The 22478-nt window shown below is 49.2% G+C and carries 17 protein-coding genes; 4 read left to right on the forward strand and 13 right to left on the reverse strand.

Features of this window, described 5'->3' with window-relative positions; translation table 11 throughout:
• Positions 1-158: 158 nt before the first annotated feature.
• The 12 genes from WH37_RS18565 to WH37_RS18620 form a co-directional block, all read right to left on the reverse strand.
• Positions 159-437 (reverse strand): hypothetical protein, encoded by a 279-nt coding sequence (locus WH37_RS18565; protein ID WP_046232128.1) that lies wholly within the window; start codon positions 435-437, stop codon positions 159-161.
• 34 nt (positions 438-471) lie between these two features.
• Complete coding sequence (locus WH37_RS18570; RefSeq protein ID WP_046232129.1) at positions 472-2163, reverse strand: hypothetical protein; 1692 nt, start codon at positions 2161-2163, stop codon at positions 472-474.
• A gap of 1 nt (position 2164) precedes the next feature.
• Positions 2165-5710 carry a DUF4132 domain-containing protein gene (locus WH37_RS18575; RefSeq protein ID WP_046232130.1) on the reverse strand — a complete coding sequence of 1182 codons (3546 nt, stop codon included), beginning with the start codon at positions 5708-5710 and terminating at the stop codon, positions 2165-2167.
• A 20-nt stretch (positions 5711-5730) separates the two neighbouring features.
• On the reverse strand, positions 5731-6954 hold the full coding sequence (locus tag WH37_RS18580) for a VWA domain-containing protein (protein WP_082110888.1): 1224 nt from the start codon (positions 6952-6954) through the stop codon (positions 5731-5733).
• Positions 6939-9323, reverse strand: coding sequence for a DUF5682 family protein (locus tag WH37_RS18585; RefSeq protein WP_046232131.1), 2385 nt, complete (start codon positions 9321-9323; stop codon positions 6939-6941). Before WH37_RS18585 ends, WH37_RS18580 begins: the two co-directional genes overlap by 16 nt.
• Positions 9311-10411 carry an ATP-binding protein gene (locus WH37_RS18590; RefSeq protein ID WP_082110889.1) on the reverse strand — a complete coding sequence of 367 codons (1101 nt, stop codon included), beginning with the start codon at positions 10409-10411 and terminating at the stop codon, positions 9311-9313. Before WH37_RS18590 ends, WH37_RS18585 begins: the two co-directional genes overlap by 13 nt.
• A gap of 305 nt (positions 10412-10716) precedes the next feature.
• Positions 10717-12186, reverse strand: a complete 1470-nt coding sequence (locus WH37_RS33765; protein WP_052737059.1) for a serine hydrolase domain-containing protein — start codon at positions 12184-12186, stop codon at positions 10717-10719.
• A 239-nt stretch (positions 12187-12425) separates the two neighbouring features.
• On the reverse strand, positions 12426-13772 hold the full coding sequence (locus WH37_RS18600; RefSeq protein ID WP_046232133.1) for a cohesin domain-containing protein: 1347 nt from the start codon (positions 13770-13772) through the stop codon (positions 12426-12428).
• A 158-nt stretch (positions 13773-13930) separates the two neighbouring features.
• Complete coding sequence (bcp, locus tag WH37_RS18605; protein ID WP_046232134.1) at positions 13931-14398, reverse strand: thioredoxin-dependent thiol peroxidase; 468 nt, start codon at positions 14396-14398, stop codon at positions 13931-13933.
• Positions 14399-14526: 128 nt separating this feature from the next.
• Positions 14527-15318, reverse strand: a complete 792-nt coding sequence (locus WH37_RS18610) for an ABC transporter permease (protein WP_046232135.1) — start codon at positions 15316-15318, stop codon at positions 14527-14529.
• A gap of 7 nt (positions 15319-15325) precedes the next feature.
• Positions 15326-16120, reverse strand: a complete 795-nt coding sequence (locus WH37_RS18615) for an ABC transporter permease (protein WP_046232136.1) — start codon at positions 16118-16120, stop codon at positions 15326-15328.
• Positions 16117-17163, reverse strand: a complete 1047-nt coding sequence (locus WH37_RS18620) for an ABC transporter ATP-binding protein (RefSeq protein WP_046232137.1) — start codon at positions 17161-17163, stop codon at positions 16117-16119. The genes WH37_RS18615 and WH37_RS18620 overlap by 4 nt, the downstream gene beginning before the upstream one ends.
• A gap of 289 nt (positions 17164-17452) precedes the next feature.
• Between WH37_RS18620 and WH37_RS18625 the strand changes: the two genes are divergently transcribed.
• From WH37_RS18625 to WH37_RS37105, 4 genes are all read left to right on the forward strand, one after another.
• A complete protein-coding gene (locus tag WH37_RS18625; protein ID WP_046232138.1) occupies positions 17453-18514 on the forward strand; it encodes an LCP family protein in 1062 nt (353 codons plus the stop codon).
• Positions 18515-18672: 158 nt separating this feature from the next.
• A complete protein-coding gene (locus WH37_RS18630) occupies positions 18673-19983 on the forward strand; it encodes a glutamate-1-semialdehyde 2,1-aminomutase (RefSeq protein ID WP_046232139.1) in 1311 nt (436 codons plus the stop codon).
• Between the two features lie 44 nt (positions 19984-20027).
• Positions 20028-20939 (forward strand): type I pantothenate kinase, encoded by a 912-nt coding sequence (coaA, locus tag WH37_RS18635; protein WP_143088565.1) that lies wholly within the window; start codon positions 20028-20030, stop codon positions 20937-20939.
• Between the two features lie 212 nt (positions 20940-21151).
• A complete protein-coding gene (locus tag WH37_RS37105; protein WP_269431331.1) occupies positions 21152-21283 on the forward strand; it encodes a hypothetical protein in 132 nt (43 codons plus the stop codon).
• A 263-nt stretch (positions 21284-21546) separates the two neighbouring features.
• Here the strand turns inward: WH37_RS37105 and WH37_RS18645 are convergent, their stop codons facing one another.
• The gene (locus tag WH37_RS18645; RefSeq protein WP_046232142.1) at positions 21547-22293 is read right to left on the reverse strand and encodes a phosphotransferase enzyme family protein; all 747 of its coding nucleotides are present in this window, start codon (positions 22291-22293) and stop codon (positions 21547-21549) included.
• Between the last annotated feature and the right edge of the window lie 185 nt (positions 22294-22478).

The following is a 22478-nucleotide window of genomic DNA, read 5'->3' on the forward strand; positions in this document are numbered from 1 at the left end:
TACGGTACAGACAGCAGCTTGAAGTCGCCTAACCTTTTTTTAATTGTCCTTTACAAGGGGTACATTTTACAGTGTCCGGTTCCTTCTTTTTGCATGCTGGAAAAGGCTCCAGCCAGCCTGCCTGCCAACATCAACATACTCCCTTAAGTAGGAAACTTTCACCTCTGCCCAGCAAGCTGAACATACTGATAAAGCCGGGAGCTATGAAGGAGCAGTTGCTGCTCCTCGCCGCCTCCCAGCACCATTTTGCGTCCTTCGCCGGCCACTTGCTTCAGCAGTGTGGACAGAAAGTCCATTTGCAAGCGGGCGGCTTCTTCCGCCTCCCGCTCCAGCCATTCGATATCCTTCAAGGTAAGCTGCGCGGTCCCGCGAAGCAGCAGCTCCTCAAACCAGCTGCGCAGCCGCTGCAGTCCATCGTAAACCTGCTCCAAAGCCATTCCCGCTGCTCCTTTTTCCAATTGCTTATTTTCCTTACATATCCAGCTTTAAGCTGATCAACTTCGTATTATGCAAGAAGCTGATCGGATAAGCCTGGCCGCCCTCTATGCGCACAAATGCATAAAACGGTTCCAGCGATGCAGCCCCATACCCTGCTTCCAGACGTTTGACGGTTTTTTCCCAGTCCGCTTGATAAGGGAGGATCAGCTCCAACTGCCCGCCTGCTTCATCCTCTACTTCGAGCACTAGGCTCTGCGAGCTTTTATCGAACCGGTTTCCCGTGATCCGTGCCAACTTAATTAAGGCAAGCCGTTCCTTTACGTCTGAAAATAATGCCGGCTGCCCCACTCCAGCCTGCCGCAAAGCGGGCAAGTCCGAGGCGAGCTGCCCCGCATTAATCTCGTTAATGGACTGGCGGGCGACAAGGGTGAGGCTCGCTCCCTCGCCTGAAGACAATCGAAGCTCCTCGTTCACTTTAATGTGCTCGAACACCAGCTCTTCTCCCGCAAACTGGCGCATTGTCAAGCTCGCAAGCCAAGGCGAGTAGCTGGCATAATGCTTGGCAAACGAAAATGCATTGCCTTCATAATACACCGCGCGTGCATCACTGTAGGTGTACACCTGCTGATCATCGAGGCCATACATATAATAGGTGATGCCTCTGTAGCCTGAACGCGTCTCCCACGGCTCGGCGCCGAGACCGTACAGGCGCAGCTTCGGCAGCGCATAATATTTGCTGCGAAAAGCACCGATAAGCTGCTCCTTCTGAGCAGCAGGAAGCGTCTCCCGCTCAAGCAGCTCAAGAGCAAGATACAGCTTGGTGACGCGATCCAGCAGCACTTGCATGGAAAATCGTACATGCCGGTTGAAAAACAGCTCCAGCTCGCCCTGGATGCCGCGCAAGCCGCGCTCCACGTCCGGCAACTGGCCACTGCGCGCTGCGACGGCCAGCGTTTCCAGCTGTGCGGTATACGACTGGGGCAGACGGGCAAGTCCCGTCCGCAGCATCGCAGTGAGCAGCTCTTTGCATTCCCTTACGGTATCCGGTGAAAAAGCGACCTTATGCACTTTGCTGCGCAGCGCTTCCTGATCATCCAGCCCCTTTAAAGCACGGTAACGCAATAAAGCTTCCAGCTTTAACAGCTCGCCTGCTCTCTCCTTTATTTTGCAAAGCGCCTTAGCCGGATTTGCCTCCTCGGTGAACGAAACCTCGGCTCCTTGGAGCTTGAGACAGACCGTAAGAAGAGCATTTTCTGCCACTTCAAGCTCTTCCGGGTAGCGCAGCCGAAACAGCACTTCCTCCACAATGGAAACATTAAACGGCTTAATCAGTAGTGAAAGATCGGCAGCCAGCAGCCAATTGAAGCGTTCAGCGTTACTATCCGGCTGATTTCCGTTGCCATCTCCCTCACCTTCCTCTTGTACAGAAGAAGAGGGCTGCTGCTGTGCGTAAAACAAAATGGCAATCAGCACATGCTTGCATAAGCTGTCTGCCGGACACGTACACTTCCAATGAGCCAGCGTATTTTCCAGCGTGCAGACCGTTCCGTCGTTTAACTCGCAGCTGACGGACGATTGTCCCCAAGCGTATTTGACATCAATGCCTTTGCCGATATCTTTTAACGCCCGGTTATACAAGCCCTTGTTCGAATGCCGAACCAAATAATCCTCGGTACAAAGCTTGGCAAACTGCCCAAAGCTCGTTTCAAATGCGGCAGCTGACATGCTAGCGTCCTGATGCCCGCAAAATATCATAGATCGTCTCACTGAATACACGACCTGGAATTTTGCCCAAGGCTAGCGCTGGAATATCACTGTAATAGCTATATTGGCCTTTTCCATTCGCATGAAATTGCAGCAGCTCCAGCGTAATGTCATCCAGCCCTTCGTAATAGGTGATGCTAGTCCCGCTAAAACGCAGCTCAGCAAGCCAGTCACCGTAATCCTTATACAGCTCAGTATAATATCCGCCATCCTGGGCATGTCCTTTGTACCAGCCATATTTCTCAAGCGCCTTAGGGAACGCTGTAGGCGAAAGCTCTGATCCCGGTAAATCCTCGTATTGCGTGCTTTGCAGATTTTCTTCTGCCACCAGATGGATTTGGCGATTCAACTGCTCAAATGGCTGCTTGATCTCATAATCCTCCAGCTGTGATTTCCAGCCCTCGAGTGCTTCCTGCTCCAGCTCAAGCGGGTGAATCAAGCCGACTTTGGCACCCTCAGCAAGCTCGTATTCATCTTCATCTACGGTGTTAAAGGTGCCGTCCTCCATATAACGGAACGTGTCCGTGAGGTCGCCTTGCTCATACACGCCCCAGATGAGGCCAACGGCAAACTTCTGCATGACGATATTGCCCACGAACAGCGTCGTCCATTCCTCGGCGGACCATAACCGCTGCTTGGACAACGATTCTTCCAGCCGCTGCGCTTGGATCGCCACCATCGTTTTCAAATCTTTTTTGAGCAAATTGAAATCGGCCTTCGCTTTCGCTGCCAGCTCCGCATCATCCTTTTGTCCCGATGCAGGCAGGCTTTTTAGCGGCTTGCCCGTCTCTTCATTGATAACCATAACCTCCAGATTCCGGTTCACCTTCACCTGGAAGGTACGCTCGCCATAGCTGAATTGCTGAGCACCCTTATCATCAAAGCCAAGCGACGTGACCAGGCGGTCTTCGAGCTGCTCTGGTGTAAGTCCTTGATTTTCCGCTGCCAGCTGCAAGGCCTCTTCAGCTGCGCCCTTCACCTGACGGTTTTTGACGGTCCGCTTGATCTTATCAATGGCCATTAATGCGGCAGGCTCGTTCAAATAAGATAGAGCTTTGACCGCTTCCGCCGCCATCGCGCCGCGGCTATTTTCCGTCCATTCCTTAATTTGCGGAACCAAAATTTGTATAAGCTTACGATCGCCGAACAATGCGCCTACATACAGCACCCATTTTTCCTTCGCAGGCGCTTCGTTTTGAATCCACAGCTGAATGAGCTCCGCTGCGAAATTCGAAAGCGTTTCGCTGTTTACATAAGAACGCAGCTCATTCAGGCGTTCATTCGGAGCCGTCGTATGGTCCATCGATTGAAGCATCAAATACGACTTGATTCGGTCATCTATTTGCTGCCCCTCCAAATCCAATAATGCTGGCAAATCATTCACAGACAGCCAGCTGAGGCGGGCTGTTTTTTTTGCATCCGCTTGATCTGCAAGCGCAGCGTGCGCATGAACAGGGCTTAAATCAGCCGTATCCAGCAAAATTTGAATGAGCGTGCGCCAGTCTTCCGTTTTTTCCGTTTCCAGCAATTGCTGGTAAGCTGCCTTGCTGTCTGGCACGCTGCGCAGGGCGTCCAGCACCAGCTCTTTAATCGCTGCTTTTTTCTCGGTGCGATAAAGCGTTAAATATAACGTCTTGTCCGGCACTCGGCTGAATTCAGCCAGTGCAGCTCCGCTTGCCTTCTTCGACGAATCCAGCAGCCCCGCACGGATTGCTTCCGTCAACTGTTCTAGGGCCAAAGCATCGCGATCTTCAAAGGCAATATCGAGCACCGTCAACCGGGAGTCCGTGGGCAAATTCTTATACTGCTTCAGCGAATCCGTCAAATTTTTTCTAATAATGGATCGATATTCGGTTTGCGGCATGGAACGGTAGTAATAGTCTCTCATGCCATTAAGCATCAGCAAGCCCGAAAGCAGACGCTCACGGCTCACCTCAGGGTCGTTCCCGTAAAGCTCCAGCAGCTTTTCACCGCTAAACGAAAAGGAATGATACATTTCCGATACTAGAGTCAACGCATCGCATTCAGGGCGTGAAATCAAAATGGCAAGCCGCCTGATATAAGATGATTCGGCAGGCAAGAAGCTTACGGCCACGAGCAGATTTTTACGACGGCTATCCCGGTTCCGATGATCAAACAGCGAACGATTCGTTTCATCCTTCCAATAGTCCTCGAAAGAAGTTTCGCCTTCCAAATAACGGGCGAAAAACAGGCCATGACGCCCTCCCTCCGATTGCCCTCTCAGTACGGCGAAGACGGCTTGCGTAAGTGTGCCTGCTCCTTCCGGCAATGCGATTCCGCCATCTGTGAGCACCTTGTGCAAATAAGCTTTGTAATACGCCGAACGTAAAATTTCATAAGCACGCAAAGCCTGATCCGGCACACTAAGCACATAGCTTTGCAGCGCGCTCCAAGGCACCATATAACTATTCAGTTCTCCTCTTAGCCGTTCAATTAACTCGTATGGCTCGTGGAGTGGAATGATGCCTTCCAACAGCTCGTCCGGTTTTTTGGCACGTCTGTCGATGGCAAGCAAATGCTGGCGGACTTCAAGCGGATATACTTCATGCAGCGTTCTGACTGCATCAAGCAGCGCTAAGCCTACATCCCCCGGCTCGTCCAGAAACAGCTGCTTGCCGCCTTTAACGTTAATGACATATAACAAAGCGCTATGAATTTGGGTCAATGTCCGATTAAATTGGGTGCGGGAAACTTCTCCGTTCTCCTGTGCTTGGAGATCAGGATAGTGGGCCGCAATCGTTTTTTCGCGTTGGCTTGTTATAAAATCCACGCTCAGCTCCCGAACGGAATAATTCTCCTTTGCTTTGAACGGGTACGCGATGATCGGCTTCACCGCAGCATTCAGCAGCTCGCGAAGCTGCTCCGTATTTTCGGCCAATACCGCTTGCAGTATTTCCGGAAACTCGCTTGCCAGTCTTTGGCTGTTAAATTGATGGGCCCGGGTATTATCAAGCAGGGAGTACAGCTTTAGAAGCAGCAGCGTATTAATAATAACGCCTGTATCTCCTGCATCCTTTTTGCCAAAATTGCATTTGCCAACCCTGCTTTTCAGCTCATCCATCATCGCCTTATCCCCGGCAAATTTATGTATTTTCTCCATTCGCGGCAGCAGCGATTGCAATCGCTGGCTTCCCGCTTTGCTTTTTCCCGCCAGTCCTAAAGCATGATGTCCGTCGCCCATACAGACAGAGAGGCTGTAACCCTGCCAGTAATAGCTTCGGCTAGCATTGAGTCCCATTCGCAGCATGAGTGCACCCGCACGAAAAAACACATCGCTGTCATCCTTCTTCGCAAGCTTCTCAAAAAGATCCATCGAACGGTAGGCATATTGCATGGAATCAGGCAGCAAATCCGGGAATTGCTCTGTTCTGCCCATCACATAATCGATAATGATTGCGCTGCGGTCCGTGTTCTTCGAATACTCTTGCGAGAGCGCTTCTCCAAACTTTTCAACTAAGGCTTCAACTTCGCGATTTTCCGTTATCATTATCCGATTCCTCCCAAAAATTAAGTAATAATATCGCCGATCCAATCGGCCAGCTCATTTGGTGTAATCGCCGCTACATGCGCCCCCATATTGGTGAGCGTCTGAGCCGCATGTTTGTTATAAACGGAGTCCCCGTTAAAATCGAGTGCGGTCAGCACCAGCAGCTTGCAGCCTGCATCCAAAATATCCTTGCAAGCCTTATACATATGCTGAATCGGGTAGCCTTCCTCCAAATCGCTGACCAAAATGTAAATGGTTTTGCCAGGGTTTTCAATCAACGTCTCGCCGTAGCGCAGTGCTTTGGCAATATGCGTGCCGCCGCCTAGCTGAACGTTCATCAGCAGATCCACGGGGTCCTCCAGCCTGCTCGTCAAATCGACGACCTGGGTATCAAAAATAAATAAGTGCGTACGCAGTGCATTCAGCTTATAAAAAATACTCGCCATAACCGAGCTGTAAATGACCGAGTCCAGCATGCTCCCGCTCTCATCCACGCCAATAATAATGTTCCACTTGTTATGCGGCTGCACATTGCCATCAAAATAAAGGCGGTCGATCACAAATCTGTTCTTTTTGCGGTCATAGTTTTTCAAATTTTTGGAAATGGTTTTCTTAAAATTTAAATTGCGCAGCGATTTCACAGAGCTGCTCGCGTAGCGGCTGCGCTTGCCAAGTATGCTCGCTTTGGCCTGCGATTCGAGCTTCTGCCGCAAATCCTCCACTACTGCACGAACGATTTCCTTTGCGCTTCTTAACACATCGCCCTTCATCCGTCCTTTGAATTGAAGGATGTTTTTGAGCAAATTCATATTAGGCTCAAGCGATTGAAGCAGCTTCTTATCCGTCAGCAGCTCGGTCAGGCCATAGCGGTCCAGCGCCTGCTTCTCCAATATTTCCACCGTCTGCTTCGGAAACAGCTCTCGCACCTTATGCAGCCACTTGGGAACGGTAAGCTCTGAGGCTCCCCGCCCGCCTGTTTTCCTATAGCCCTGCTCCTCGCCATATTCCCGATCATACAAAAAGGCAAGCAGCTCATCCATTTCCGTATATGAAAAATGTTCAGGCGAATAGCCTTCGGCTTCGCATAAGCCTTCCTCGGCAGCCTCGCCAAGGATGAGCCGCCAGCGATTCAAAGCCTCGGCTGATGTGCGGCTGCCTGAAGAAGGGGGAGCAATCGAGGCTTGTCCAATCTCTCCATGTTCATGTTCACTTCGCTCATCCTGCCTGTTCAAATCAGCTTCCATGTGGCAAACTCCTTCCGAATGGCTTCATCCAGCGCCTTGGCTTGTATAAGCGTCTGCTCGTCGATGGGCGGACGCTCCAGCTCTTCCGGCTCTGCTTGATGCAGTGTAGCGACTCGCTCTGCAATTAGCGACGTCTCCATTGGCGTAAAATAGGTGAACGCGAGCCGCAGCTCCGGCACCATCGCAATAAAATCATCCGAAGGAAGCTCTTCGATTAAATAATTCAATTCGCCGAGCAGCAGTTCATCATATAAAAAAGCATCGCGCGCGATTGCAAACATCCCTTGCAAATATTTCGCCGTCTGCTTGGCCTGCTCCGGCGTTCCGCGAACGTAGCTTCTGGCGCGCTCGACCATCTCTTCACGCGTCCTGTCACCAAGCCCTGCTAATATAGCCATCACCACTCCCTCCAATTGCGGAGAGAGCTTCCGGTCTGACAGCAGCTCGCTCAAATGCCCTCTGAATGTATCATTCTGAAAATGCGCTTCAGACGACTCTGCCAGCATAGCCAGCAGCTTAAGCCCTTGTATAATGGCTGGATGCTCATCTGAATGGATAGATGCAAGCCCCAGCAGCTTATCTACCGCATTGTTATAAGCCTCTGCTACGAGCAGCGGCAGCTGTTCGTCTGCCGCGAGCCCCAGCAGCCTGCCATGCTGGCGCAAACGATTTAATATCGTAAGTGTTTGGCACAACGACAGAAAATTACCGTCTTTGCGCAAAGCGGCCTGCACCTGCTCATATAATCGCCTCGCTGTATCCTGCAAGCCCATAAGAAGAGCCTGCAGCAGCGCATTCGCGATTTCTCCGCTATGATGATCGGGAAGCTCCTGCATCCGTTCCCCGATTTTGCGGGCTGCCGCCTCTTTGATCGTTCCCCCATATAGCGAATTTTCGATCAATCTCGCCTCAATGCGGGACGAATAAGCATACGTCCAAGTTTCACGAACCAGATTCATATCCCGATAGGCGACCCAATCCGGTCCAGACTCCCGAACCGCAAAATCCGGAACGAGGAAGCTCGCGCATTGCAGCAATTGGCTAAGCAGACGATTCTCCTCCTTGGCGTACAGATCAAGCACCTTTTTGTGTTTGCCCGTCGTCTTAATCTGAAGCCCTGACGCAGAGCAGCGATTCTTAAAATCTTCCACAATCGGCACCGTAAACGAATTGGGAGCGACAATGCCGATTTTATCCCCCGTCAGAAGCAAGCGCAGCTCCTCAAGCGGCTTGTCCGTCGCAAGCGTCCGCTCCCCTTTCACGAAGGAGGAAAGAGCGGCATCCAGAAGCTCGTATACCCCGCCTTCCCTTTTGCCCCGAAGCACCGCAAGCCCTTGAATCATGCTGTATGCCTCAATGGCATCGCTCGTCGATACCTCCTCCTGGCCTTTGCGCAGCTTGCGCATCAGCTCGGATAACAAGGCGAGCGCTGTCTGGTTATAGGGCTCTGCTTTATTTTGCAGAAGCTTATTCCAAATTAGCTCATAATAGTTCACATAAGGCATCCCGCTCGCATATCCATTCAAGCGATCCGCTTCTTCGAACGTGTAGACCATTGGATACAGCTGTTGCTGAATGGCTCCTCCGCTTTTCCCCTGCTGCTCCTCGTTCGCCAGCCCTTCTGATTGGGCGGCTTCAAGCAGGCCGTACGTATGAAAACCGCCAGTAATCACTAGAACACGCTTATGCTTAGAGGCAGCTTGCTTGATACACTCTCTCATATAGGCCTCTCTCGCCAAATCGCCAGAAGCGTGAAGCTGTTCCTTCGAATAGCACATACGAGATAACGCGCAGTAAGTAAAAACATTTTGCACAAAAGCTTCCGTCGTTGCTGCTTGCCCTTCGATTTCGAACAGCTTTTCCCACAGCTCATCAAAGCTGCGGCAGTTCATTTTACGGCATAAACGATTAATAAAATCGGAGCTGGCTAGCAGCGTTTCATCCTGTATGGACTTCTCCTGTTTTTCGGCTTCCGCTCTAGCTTCGTGACTGTAGTCCAGATCGATAAACGCCGCCGGTATGCCGAGACGCGCCGCTTCTTTCATGGCCACATACTCCGGAGAGTAGCTCAGCAGCGGGTAATAGCAAGCCGATCTTCCGCCTTGCTCATCCTCATAAGTACAATATAGACTGACGGGTGTCTCCGTCGCCTCATCCGCAAGCACCGGAATGAGCGGAGTCCCGCTCGCTGGCCCTTCGATCAAAATCATGTCAGGGTTATATTGCTTAATCACTCTCAGCAGATGAAAGGAACAGGCTGGGCTATGATGGCGAATAGGAAAATAAACCGTGCCGCTGTTCAGATTAAACACCTGCTGTTCAAATAGGGACGGCAGCTCTTTGTCAGCCTCGCCCGTTAACCAATCCATTTTCGCTCCTCATAATAGTCCTTCCATATAACGTCTTCCTTGGAGCGTTCTTTGACGACCTTGGAGAAGTAGGTTTTCAGGATGGACAAATCCTTCTCATTTTCCTTGGCAATCGTTCCGAGCATATTTTGCACGAGCCGATCAAGCGAAATCGATTTATTTTCATAATAATAGGAGGTCATGGCGCTTTGAACATAGACGGATACTGCTTCCGCTGTGCTCATTGAGGCTGCGGGGATATCGATTTTGTAGCCTTCGCGCGTAATGCCGGAGCGCAGCTCCATAAATGTCGTCGCCAGCAGCTCGACCACAAACAGGTCGATTTCCGCGTCAACGCCACTATGCATAAGCAGGCTTCGGGCCCCATTTTCAATAATTTTCGCTTCCATCTTCATGCTGCTGACAGGCTTGATCGTCTCGAAGTTAAACCGGCGCTTCAAGGCACCGCTCATTTCGTTGACGCCTTTGTCGCGAATATTCGCCGTTGCTATAACGTTAAAACCGGGCTTCGCAAACAATACGCCGCCGTCCAGCTCGGGGATATTCATCACCTTGTCGCTCAAAATGCTAATCAAGCTGTCCTGCGCTTCCGCTGGGCAGCGGGTAATCTCTTCAAAGCGGGTCATAATGCCCTGCTTCATTCCGTTATATAAAGGCGCTGGCACAAGCGCGGCCTCGGATGGGCCTTTGTCCAGCAGCATGGCGTAATTCCAAGAGTATTTGATCATATCTTCCGTCGTTCCGGCTGTGCCCTGAATCGTATTCAGGCTCGTCCCCGATATAGCGGCTGACAGCAGCTCGCTGAGCATCGTCTTCGCTGTACCTGGATCTCCAACGAGCATTAGCCCCCGATTGCCCGCCAAAGTGACAACAGCTCGTTCGATCAGCACATCGTTTCCATAAAATTTGCGGGTAATCACGACTTCTTTGCCGTCTAAGATAGCTGGTTGATCCCTGCCAATTATAAAGTCGCGCACATAGGCCGGAGACAGCAGCCACTCGGGCGGACGCTTTCCCGTATCCTCTTCACGCAGCGCCCGCAGTTCTGCTTCAAATAACATTTCAGCCGGCGGCTTGATCATATCCATCATTGTGGTCTCCCTTTCGCAAAAACAGATCATACGTTCTTATTTTCTTGTATAATACCATAACACACGCAGTTCTTTCAAAATATTGGACAAAAATGGTTGTTTCGAACCATTCAATTAGCACCATTGGGCTAGGTTTTACGCTATAAAATAGGTACTATCATTGAGATTTATTTTGGGATTATATGTATTTGTGGTTGGGGAAATAGCGTGGTTTTAAGATTTCTACGATCCGGTAAGGTTGGATGGCCGCCCACGCCCAGCAGGAAATGCTCACGCGAGCGGCGACCATCTTAATATTCAAATTACTGTTCCGCCGCCAGCTTATGCACCTGCTGCAGCAGCTTCGTCATATCCATGCCCGCATGGTTGCCGAGCAAAATAACCGTCATTCCGCTATCCAAATTACGCAGCATGCCCGTCGCATAGCCGCTGCCGCTGCCATTATGGAAGACGCCCTTCTCGCCGTTCAGGCCCAGTGCAATCCAGCCGTAGCCGTAATTTTTATCCGAATGCGGCGTATACATCGCTTCAAGCGACTGCTCGCTTACGACCTTGCCCGCCCGAAGCGCCGTATCCCATTTGAGCAAATCATCGACGGTCGAATACAGCGTTCCCGTACCCGACTGCGAGACATAATACGGGGCTGCGGCCCATTCATTATTTTTTTGCAAAATATAGCCCTGAATGGTCGGGGTTGCAGGCGTAGCCGTCCCTGAATTTTTCATGCCCAACGGAGTGAGAAAATGCTCGCTCACATAGTCGCTATAGCTTATGCCCGACAACTGCTCGAGCACATAGGCCAGCAGTACATAGCCGTTATTGCTATATAAATAAGTCGTGCCTGGCTCATATTTCAACTGCTTCGTCCGAAGCTCTTCAATTGTCTGCTCGATCGTGACGTCGCCGCTTCGAGTAAATTCAGATTGAAGCCCTGACGTATGCGACAGCAGCATATGAATCGTAATGTCATCGCCGCGCGGGATACCCGTCACGAATTTGGACACGGGATCGGTTAAGCTCAGCTTTCCTTGCTCGACCAATTGCATAATGGATGCCGCTGTGAATGATTTTGTAATGGAAGCGATACGCGTCTTGCTGTCTGGACGATTCAATTTATTAGTCCCGGCAAAGCCGTAGCCTTTACGAAGCAGCACCCCGCCATCCTTAGCTACAAGCGCCATGCCCGAGAAGCCTTCGCCCTTCAAATAGGCGTCAATAGCGGCATCCTCTTTGCCATACTTAGTTACTGCATCCGTCTGAATCCGGATCGTCAGAAGCTCCTTCGTCTGTGACAGCTGCAGCGATGCTTTGAGTGCATCCGTTACTGACCGCAGTGGAAGCATGAGCGTTCCTTTAATGTTTAGAGAAGGAGCGGACATGTTCATGGCCAGCCCGTCCACCGTTACTACGGACGTTCCCGCCCGATGGACGATGACGTCTCCGTTCACTTTAATCGTTGCGGTTTGCGTCTTCCCATCCCATTCGATATTGCCCGCAGCTGCCTTGCCCGCTTCACGAAGCGGAACGAACGTTGTGCCGTCCTTGATGAGCGGCTGCACGTTCCATTCCACCGCCTTGCCATTGACCTCGACTGCGATCACCTTGCTGCTTGCCGGCTGCGCTGCCTCTACCTTGCTGCTTGGCTGAGCAGCCGCCACTGCACCGCCAGCACCAGCAAACGCTGATACGGCAGCAATTCCGATCAGGGCGCCACGCGCCACTGTGTGCCGATTAAACCAGCCTGCTATCTTCTTTCCTCGTATGCCTGTCATTCCATGCCAACTCCTTCTTCTCATTCACCTTCACAATAACCGGACTTCCCATCCGTTCAACGAACCTTCCTCTATTATAGACGCAGCAAATGGGAAAATGTAGCGGCCCTGTTAAGTAGGTAGAGTTTAGCCCTAAATAATCATCTGTAAATGTAAAAAAGGCATTACAAAACAAATAAGCTTCACACAGGACCTATCGCCCGTGTGAAGCTTATTACTAGATCACTTAATCGACTAGCTTAATGGTTAAATTCATAGCTAAGGCTGCTTAGCAATGCTTCGCCAATTTTAGTTAAGTCCACTTGACTCACAATGCCGACAGCACCTAGAAAATTCATCAGTAATTCACTTAAGAATGATTTATTATTATTTAATTGATACGATGCAGCTCCAAGATCCTTTAACGAGAAATCAGCTACTGGAGTAACCTCTATTGTAGTCTCTCCAACATCTTCTAATGGCAAGGTGATTTCATTGTAGCCATTATCAGCCACTCTAGCTTTTAATGCATCAATCTTGCCCGATCCTACGGCAATTGCTTTAAAATGCAAGTTAACAAGTACACCATTTCCATTAATGCCATTATCAGCGCCATTGCTAGCCGTAATCAATCTAATCGTATTATCGTTGATCTCCGTATTTGACGCAATACTAACCAAATCTACGGGCTCAACAGAAATAAGCTTAAAGCGGTTATCGTCATATTGAATATTGAAATCTTCTGCATAAATATTTGAAGCATTTTTCAAAACAGCTTGTACCACAAACGTGTCGAATAAAGAAACTTGCGTAACATTCGATTCAATATCAAGGCTTATCGACGGTACTGGTATAGTTACGGAAGCTTCGTTTGAGCTTGCACTTACGCGACCATCTTTTGTAGCGAACACAACATAGTAGTAAGTGGTATTGTACTGAACGTTAGCATCCGTATATAACGGACTACTCAGATTTTCTGCAATCGTTGTGTAAGGGCCACCCATAGACGTACTTCTCTTCAGAATATAGGTAGCATTGCTTACCACATCCCATTGAAGCCCTGCTCCTGCTTTTGTATAATTTGCTGTCAAGTTTAATGGAGCCTGAACTCCTGTAAACGGCAAAATTTCTCCATCTTCCGCAATATCGATGGTATCAATATATGTTTCGGATTGAGTAAGGCTAAGCTCAACTGAATGTCTCCCATTTGAAAAGCTATCGTTAAAATAGGTGACGCCATATTGTTTCGTACTATTATCACCTTTAAAATTGCCTAAATGAACATCATCAATAATGAGGCTATACTCACCTTTTATCAGCCATGAACGAATGCTTAATTTGTTTCCTGTAAAATCAAATCTAAGTTTTAAATCCTTGCTGCTCCCCATAGAATCGCCATTAGTTTTCCCTGTGTAATCTTTCGCAGTAGTATCTAATACCCAACTCCCTACATAAGTAATATTGGGTGTATTCTTTTTTAGATCTACCCTTTTCCAACCAGCTTCAGGATTTAGCAAAACATCATTAATGTTTGCCGCGAACGTACTCGGAATAACTAACACAAAACATAATATTGCAGAAACAAAACTAAGTAACCATTTCTTCATGTCTCAATCTCCTTTTCTTCTGTCTAACTAGATATATCGACAAAAGTTGGATTTTATTTAGTTAAATACGACCAAAAATCACGGTAATAAAAAAAGCATGCGGCTAGGATCGAAATCCTGCGGCATGCCCAAATTTAACTATTGTGCCTTCATACCCCCTAAAGCTCCTTCAAAGCCTCCACAACCTGCTCCACATGCCCTTTCACCTTCACCTTGCGCCATTCGCGCGCAAGCTTGCCTTCGGCGTCGATAAGAAAGGTGGAGCGTACGACGCCCATATATTCCTTGCCATACAGCTTCTTAAGCTGCCACACGCCGAACAGCTCGCACACCTCATGCTCCTCATCTGCGAGCAGCAGAAACGGAAGCTCCTTCTTCGCAATGAACTTCTCATGCGACTTCACGCTGTCAGGACTAATGCCAATGACGACAGCATCGCAGTCAATCATGGCTGGATAGGCATCGCGAAAATCGCAAGCCTGATCGGTACAGGTCGGCGTATTATCCTTCGGGTAAAAATAAAGCACAACCTTTTTGCCCAAGTAATCGCTCAGGCTCACCTGCGTCCCATCCGATGCCGGAAGCTTAAAATCCGGCACCGCTTGTCCCACTTCTATCGTAGACATTTATCCGACCTCCTGTTCCCATTCACCCATGTATGTAAAACTTTAAACATTACCTCGTGTATTTGACGCTCTCGGCTTACATTGAAACGGCGAGGAATAGTTCCTCGCCGCATTTAAACAACTATTCGTTACGAGCCCGCCCCGCGATAACGCTTCACACCATGGTTCCACAGCAGCAGACCGAGCGTGAAGAACACAAGGCCCACGACCGGGGTCAGCAGCGCGAGCTGCGACAGGTCATCCGCTTTCTTTTCGAGGAAATACGAAGCAGGGATGACGCCAACAAAGGCGAAAGGCAGCAGCCAGGTCAGCACGAAACGAATCATTTTATTGTAAATGTTAACCGGGTAACGCCCATAGTTTTGAATATTGTACATGAGCGGTACAATGCCAGTCGGAGCATCCGAGTAGAAGGATATCGCCGACAAGGCCGTATAAATACCCGCATACACGAGCACTGCGCCAATAACGAATACTGCCAGCAGCACAATATCCATAACATGGAAAGGCAAGCCCAGCTCTCCCCAGCATACAAACATAATAATCGCGCCGACAACAGAGCCGATTAGGGAAGGCGGATCGACATTTTCGAGCAGTACCTGAAACAAATTATGTGCCGGACGCGTCAAAATCCGGTCCATTTCCCCTTTGACAATATACCGCTCGCTGAAATTCCAGATGCTGAAAAAGGTGCTGAAAATGCCATATGGAATCATAAAGAACCCATAGACGAACACAACCTCTGCCTCGGACCAGCCACCAAGCGATGGGGTGTGGCGAAAAACAATTAGAATGAAGATCAGGTTCATGAACTGGAACATCATATCAGACAAAATCTCGATCCAAAAATCCATTCGGTAGGTCAGCCGCGTCTTCGCGTAGTTTTTAATATACTCCCAAAATAATTGTGCGTACAGCATGCCTGCCTTAACCTCCTTGCACGAACAGACGCTTGCGCGCCGCCCGCCATGTGAACCAGATTGGCACAAGCAGCACGACGAACCATACTACTTGCAGGCCAAACACGCCAGCAATTTCGCTGCCCGGCGTCCTGCCTGTGAAAACAGAGCTCGGCAAATACGTGATGGCCTGAAACGGCAGCCATTTCATAATTTCTGCGAGCCAGCCTGGGAAAAATGCAATCGGCACGACGACGCCGGAAAATAAATCGACCATCACGCGCTTCATCCGCATCATGCCCTCGTTATTTTCAACGAAGAAGGCAAACAGCCCTGTTAAAATGTTAATTTGTGAATTAATGAGAAAGCTGAACAGCAGCATGACTAAATAAATCATCCACGTCATCGGATCGGTCGGCAGCGTCACCGGAAAAATCAGGCAAACGATAATCATGCCTGGAATCATGAATAGAAGCAGGCGGAATAAGCCTTCGCCGAAGCCCTGCATCATTTTTACGAGCAAATAGGAATACGGTCTGGTCATTTGGGTAGCAACGCTGCCGTCCCTAATGTCATTCGCGATTTCACGGTCGAGATTGTTAAAATAAAACGCTCTAGCCATCCACGATACCGCGACATACGTCGTCATCTGGGCGACGGTAAAGCCCGCCAGCTCCTGCTGCTCTCCGAAAATCGCTTTCCACAAAAAATAATACGCGCCGATGTTAATCGCATAAATAACGATACCACTGTAATAATTAACGCGGTATGCCAGCATCGTAATAAAACGGATGCGAATAAAATCCAGATAAGCGCCCATCATGAGACCGTCGTCTCCTTAAGCGCTGCCTGCTGCTCTGATTCTGTGCTAGCCGAGCCGGAGCGGTAAATTTCACGAACGATTTCATCCGTGTTCGTCTCCACAATTTTAATGTCCTGAATCGCGGCACCGCCTACGACCTTGGACAATGCGTCAGATACATTGATCGCATGCGGCAGCCACATCGTTGCCGTCAAATCATTGTCCATTTTCCACGTTACATCAAGATCGCCTGTGAGCGCTTGAAGCGTCGCCAGCTTCGTCTGCGTGCTGAACTCAAAGTGAATTTCGCGCCCTTTGCTCCAGCGGTTTTTCAAGTCCTCCAGCCCGCCGTCATATATAATGCGCCCATCATCGAGCATAATAACACGTGAGCACAACGCTTCAATATCCTGCAAATCATGGGTCGTGAGCAAAATCGTCGTGCCTTCCTCACGGTTCAAATCCTTCAGAAATTCGCGAATTTCTGTTTTGACGATAATGTCCAGGCCGATCGTCGGCTCATCCAAAAATAAAATCGACGGATTATGCAGCAGCGAAGCAACAAGCTCGCAGCGCATCCGCTGGCCCAAGCTCAGCTTGCGGACAGGGCGGTTGAGCAAATCGCCAAGATCAAGACGCTCAATCAAATTGTTCAGCCGCTTGCGGAAATCAGCCTCCGATACGCGGTACACTTTACGCAGCAGCTGGAACGACTCAATAACCCCGATGTCCCACCATAGCTGCGAACGCTGTCCGAAGACAACTCCGATTTCAGCGACAAACTTTTCGCGGTCCTTGTAGGGAACGTAACCGTTGACACGCAAATCGCCAGCGGTTGGCACTAAAATGCCGGTCAGCATTTTAATAGTTGTCGATTTGCCTGCACCATTTTCGCCGATATAGCCACAGATTTCGCCTTGCGGGATTTGAAAAGAAATATCCTTTACGGCTGTAACCTCCGTATATTCGCGTTTGAACAGGTCTTTCAGCGCCCCGGACAGTCCTTCCCGGTTTTTCTGTACATTAAACTGCTTGCGCAGATCCTTAACATCTATTGCCAGCATTGGTTCGTCAAGCTCCTCTCCGTTAATACGGTCGACATTCCCCGGGAAATTATGCTAATCCCCCGTTTGCAAAAAGAGCGATGATTCACGGTCATCACACTTCATTATCCTATATTTTGATAAAACTTGCTTCCGCATGTCCTTCCGAATTATAATTTTACAATATGTAATCATACAGCAGATGGCAGGGTACGTAAATGCTATTAGAGAAACGTTTTACAATGGCAGTCAAGGTGAATGAATGGAAGACGGGGTACTGCGAAATTTTGAAAGGGGCATTACTAGCATAATGGAAAAACGGCCGAAGAAAGCTAAGCTATCAAAAACGTGGAAATGGATTCTGACAATTGTCCTTATTCTGCTGGGAATCGGTATTGCTTATGCAGGTTACTGGATTTATGGCGTTTATAATGCTACGTCGGATTTCAATAAACCTAACGAGCAATCAAGATTTTCCCAATTTGAGGACACCGGACTCGAGGCACCTAAATGGGAAGGGACGGAGCGCGTCAACATTTTGCTGCTGGGTGGCGATGCCCGCGGTATGGATGAAGGACAAATTCCGCGTTCGGACTCTATGCTCGTATTATCCATAGATCCTACTACAAAGAGGGCGCATCTCTTGTCGATCCTCCGCGACACTTATGTCAAGATTGAAGGACATGGAAGTGGACGGATTAATACGGCTATAACACTTGGCAAGCCTGAGCTGGCGATGAAGACGGTCAGCGACTTGCTGGGACTCAACATTCAGTATTATGTGTATACAGACTTTGAAGGCTTTAAGTCTTTAATTGATACAATGGGCGGCATCACGATCGATGTCGAGAAGGATATGCGCTATACCGACAATGCCGACGGCAACCGTTACGATATTGATTTGAAAAAGGGCGTCCAGCTGCTAGATGGCGACAAAGCGCTGCAATATGTGCGCTTCCGCCATGATGCGATGAGCGATTTCACACGTACGGAGCGCCAGCGCAAATTTCTGCAGGCTCTTGCCAAGGAGCTGCAATCAGGCTGGAACATTCTCAAAATGAAGGAAATATTGGAGAGCGTCTCTCCTTATATTGAAACGAATTTGACGACCACAGATATGCTCAAGCTCGGACAGCTCGGAGTTGATAGTCATGTGGCTGGAACCGCACAGGTTCCGCCGATGGATATGATTGCTGACGAAGAGGTTGGCGGCGCTTCGGTGCTTGGCGTACGCAATGAGGATGAGCTTAAGGCCTATGTGGACACGCTGCTGGAAAGCGACGATACACTCGCTTCGCCTGAGGTTTCACCTGGCGCTGACGGCACAAATGCAAGCAGCAGTCCTGGAGCATCGGCTACGCCGTCTCCATAAGATAATCTAGTAATGCGCTGTTTAGGCAGCAGATTGAGATTGATGTTTGTCGTCCTCATTCCGAGTGGAATGAGGACGTTTTGATGTTAGATATTTAGGCTGGCAATCTCGCCTTCCAGGCGGGATGCTGTACTATTTTTCAAGGGGGAATTATTGTTATGACGATTCAAAGACCACGTTCCGAGGCGCTATATGCCGAAGCGCTTGAGCATATTGTAGGCGGCGTCAACAGCCCTTCCCGTTCGTTCAAAGGTGTAGGCGGCGGTGCACCCGTATTTATGAAACGTGCCGAGGGTGCTTACTTCTGGGATGTCGACGACAATCGCTATATCGATTATTTAGCGGCGTACGGCCCCATTATTACGGGACATGCCCATCCGCATATTACCGAAGCGATTGTTCGTGCCGCGCAAAATGGTGTTTTGTACGGTACGCCGACCGAACTTGAGGTTCAATTGGCACGCATGCTGAAGGACGCGATTCCCTCTATGGATAAAGTGCGCTTCGTCAACTCCGGCACCGAGGCGGTCATGACGACGATTCGGGTCGCGCGGGCATACACAAAACGCAGCAAAATTATTAAATTCGCCGGCTGCTATCACGGACATTCTGATCTCGTGCTCGTCGCGGCAGGCTCAGGTCCTTCCACGCTTGGCATACCGGACAGCGCTGGCGTACCGATTAGCATTGCCCAAGAAGTTATTACCGTGCCTTTCAACGACATTCCAGCCTTGAAGCAGGCGCTCGAACGCTTCGGCCACGAGACGGCAGCCGTTATGGTAGAGCCCATTGTCGGCAATTTCGGCATGGTGATGCCGCATGAAGGTTATTTGGAGCAGCTGTGCGCTTTGACGCGTGAGGCTGGAGCGCTTGTTATTTATGATGAAGTCATTAGCGCATTCCGCTTCCATTACGGCTCGTCGCAAACGTTCGCCGCCTTCCCTGATCAAGCTGCTATTGAGCCGGACCTTACGGCGCTTGGCAAAATCATCGGCGGCGGGCTGCCGATTGGCGCTTACGGTGGACGCCGCAGCATTATGGAGCAGGTCGCACCGCTCGGCCCTGCTTATCAGGCCGGCACGATGGCGGGCAACCCCGCCTCCATTTCCGCAGGTATCGCTTGTCTGGAGGTATTGAAGTCGCCTGGCATTTATGAGCGGATGGATCGGCTTGCCGGGCAGCTTGCAGGCGGACTGAAGGCGGCAGCGGACAAAAATGGCTTTGCGCTCACGATTAATCAAATTCGCGGATCGTTTTCGGCACATTTTTGCAATCATCCCGTTACGAATTACGATGAAGCGCAGAATACGGACGGCGAGCTGTTCGGTCGCTTCTTTAAGCTGATGCTTGATCAAGGCATTAATTTGGCCCCATCCAAATATGAAGCGTGGTTTCTGACCATTGCCCATACCGATGAAGATATTCATGCGACCATTGAAGCGGCGGAGCACGCTTTCAGCAAGCTTTAGGAGAGGTCAGCCCGATGCCTTCTGTAATAGAAAGGGACATGTTGATGAACCCATATATGGAATTTGACCGCGCCGCTTGGTCGGCACTCCGTGATCATACCCCTCTGCCGCTCACGGAGGATGAACTGGGTGAGCTGAAAGGCCTCAATGACCAAGTATCGCTTGAGGAGGTTGAGGCGATTTATTTGCCGCTAACCCATCTGCTGAACCTGCATATCGAAGCCGCTGAGCGGCTAAGGCAGGCTTCAGCTGCTTTTCTGCATATGGAGGCACCTAAAGTACCGTTTGTACTGGGCATAGCCGGCAGCGTAGCTGTAGGCAAAAGCACGACAGCGCGGCTGCTGCAGCGGCTGCTTTCCAGGCATGGGAATGGCCGCAAGGTCGACCTCGTTACGACAGACGGCTTCCTCTACCCCAAACGGGTACTGGAGGAACGCGGGCTGATGAAGCGCAAAGGTTTTCCTGAAAGCTATGCCGTGAAGACGTTGATGGACTTTATGGGGCAAATTAAATCGGGCAATCCCCGTGTGGTGGCGCCGATCTATTCTCATCTGACCTATGACATTATTCCCGAGCAATATCAGCTTGTCGAACAGCCGGATGTGCTGATTGTCGAAGGTATTAACGTTTTGCAGGTTAGCAAAGAAGCGCACTCTTTTGTAAGCGATTTTTTCGACTTCTCGATTTTTGTCGATGCGCCGGAAACGTTCATTGAGCGTTGGTATGTCGAACGATTTTTGATGCTGCGGCATACTGCTTTTAAGAACAAGGACTCCTACTTTCATCGGTACGCAAGCTTGACTGATGAAGAAGCTGTCGAGACGGCAGCAACGATCTGGAAGGAAATTAATGCCGTCAATTTGTACGATAATATTTTGCCGACGAAACGGCGTGCTATGCTGATTTTACAAAAGGATGCCCGGCACCGCATTCAGCAAATTCAGCTGCGGAAATAGCATAACGCACCTGCCAGTCCTCTTTTGGATGAATGGCTGACACAACGAGGCTGTCCTCCCTGAAAAGAGGGCAGCTTTATTTTCTATTTTTGAATCAATAGGAGGCACCATTATGGGCTGGGAATATGGCATGAAGACCACAAATCCTTCGATTCTTCCTGAGCTTGTGGAATGTCTGGCTGGGGCCATTCATGTACCGGATAAATTCAGAATTGAGCGATATGAGAATGGCTTTGAGTCTGTTTCATATCGGTGGCGAGCTTGCTGCAGACTGGTTGAAACAGATGGAGCTGGAGACGGAAGCTCACCGATATGACGGCATGCTGGAATGGTTCGAGCTCTAGACGTGAGAGGATCATATTCCATCGGAGGAAGAGCGCAATGGCAGGCAATCTGTCGCGTAGTATCAGCATAGGCTGGACATTACAATCAGCCCTTTACGCCAGAAATATAAAAAAGAGCGAATAAGGGGAGGTACAATCAGGTACCTAAATCATTTGCAGTTGAGTATATGAATCCCATTACAGACCGCTAACCTTCTCGATTAGATCGGCTGCGACAATATAAGCATCTGTGCAATAACTCCAGTTGGAGCTCGGGAATTGAATTACACGCAGTCTACATTCCTGAAATAGTCCATCTTACTATCAATAAAACCATTATCAAAATCAGCTTCTCCTATAAGCTCTGCTTCGCTAAAACATAAACCAAAGAGCCAAAACTGTCTAAGTACAACGAATATTGGAACAGCTTTAAGATCATTTTCACTAAAATGCCTAATGTCCCTATATCCATTTAGAAAAGCTTCCCATAGTTGTTCGACTTCATCTTTATTATGCCTGCTATGAATTTCCCTCGCCAATCTAAACTCTGCAATATCATAAGCTCTCCAGCCATAACCGCAAATGTCAAAATCATAATGCGTCAGTTTCCCATCTTCCGTAAAGGAAGCATTGTGAAGCGGTTTCACAATCAAGTACTCCAAGTTAAGGATTTCTCTTTCATGCTTACTGCTAAAAGAATCTGCAGCATGATGGATTCGTGCAGCTGCTTGTCCGAATAAATAACTATCTTCTATTGTTTGAATGGGCTTTTCATCGCCTTCAGCAAAGCTAAACATAACTCCATATTTCATACCCTCAGAGACCAAAAACTCATTAATAAAAGTCCCATCCTTTTTGGCAATCGGGATTGAAACGTTAACACCCTTCACATGAAGCTCCTTCAATAAATCCAATTCAAACTTGATTTCTGAAATACGCCTTCTATCCGCACGATAAACTCTAAATATATATTTGGCTTCCTCTGTTTCTAATACATCGCAAAAATAAGCATCCCGCTCATGAACTTCCATGAATCAGAATGCGCCTGAATGCCTTTCAAATTCAGCGGCAGTGCATAAAGCGGAAATAATGAGAGTATGCTGGGGAAGTTACACTTAGCTCGATAGACGAGCCGGGCTTTTCATTATAACCATTTCTCTCATTCTTCGCGGTATGTTTTAGCATCCAACAACGTGATATACTTGTCATAAATGGA

The organism is Paenibacillus algorifonticola, assembly GCF_000971975.1.
Classification (GTDB): Bacteria; Bacillota; Bacilli; order Paenibacillales; family Paenibacillaceae; genus Pristimantibacillus; species Pristimantibacillus algorifonticola.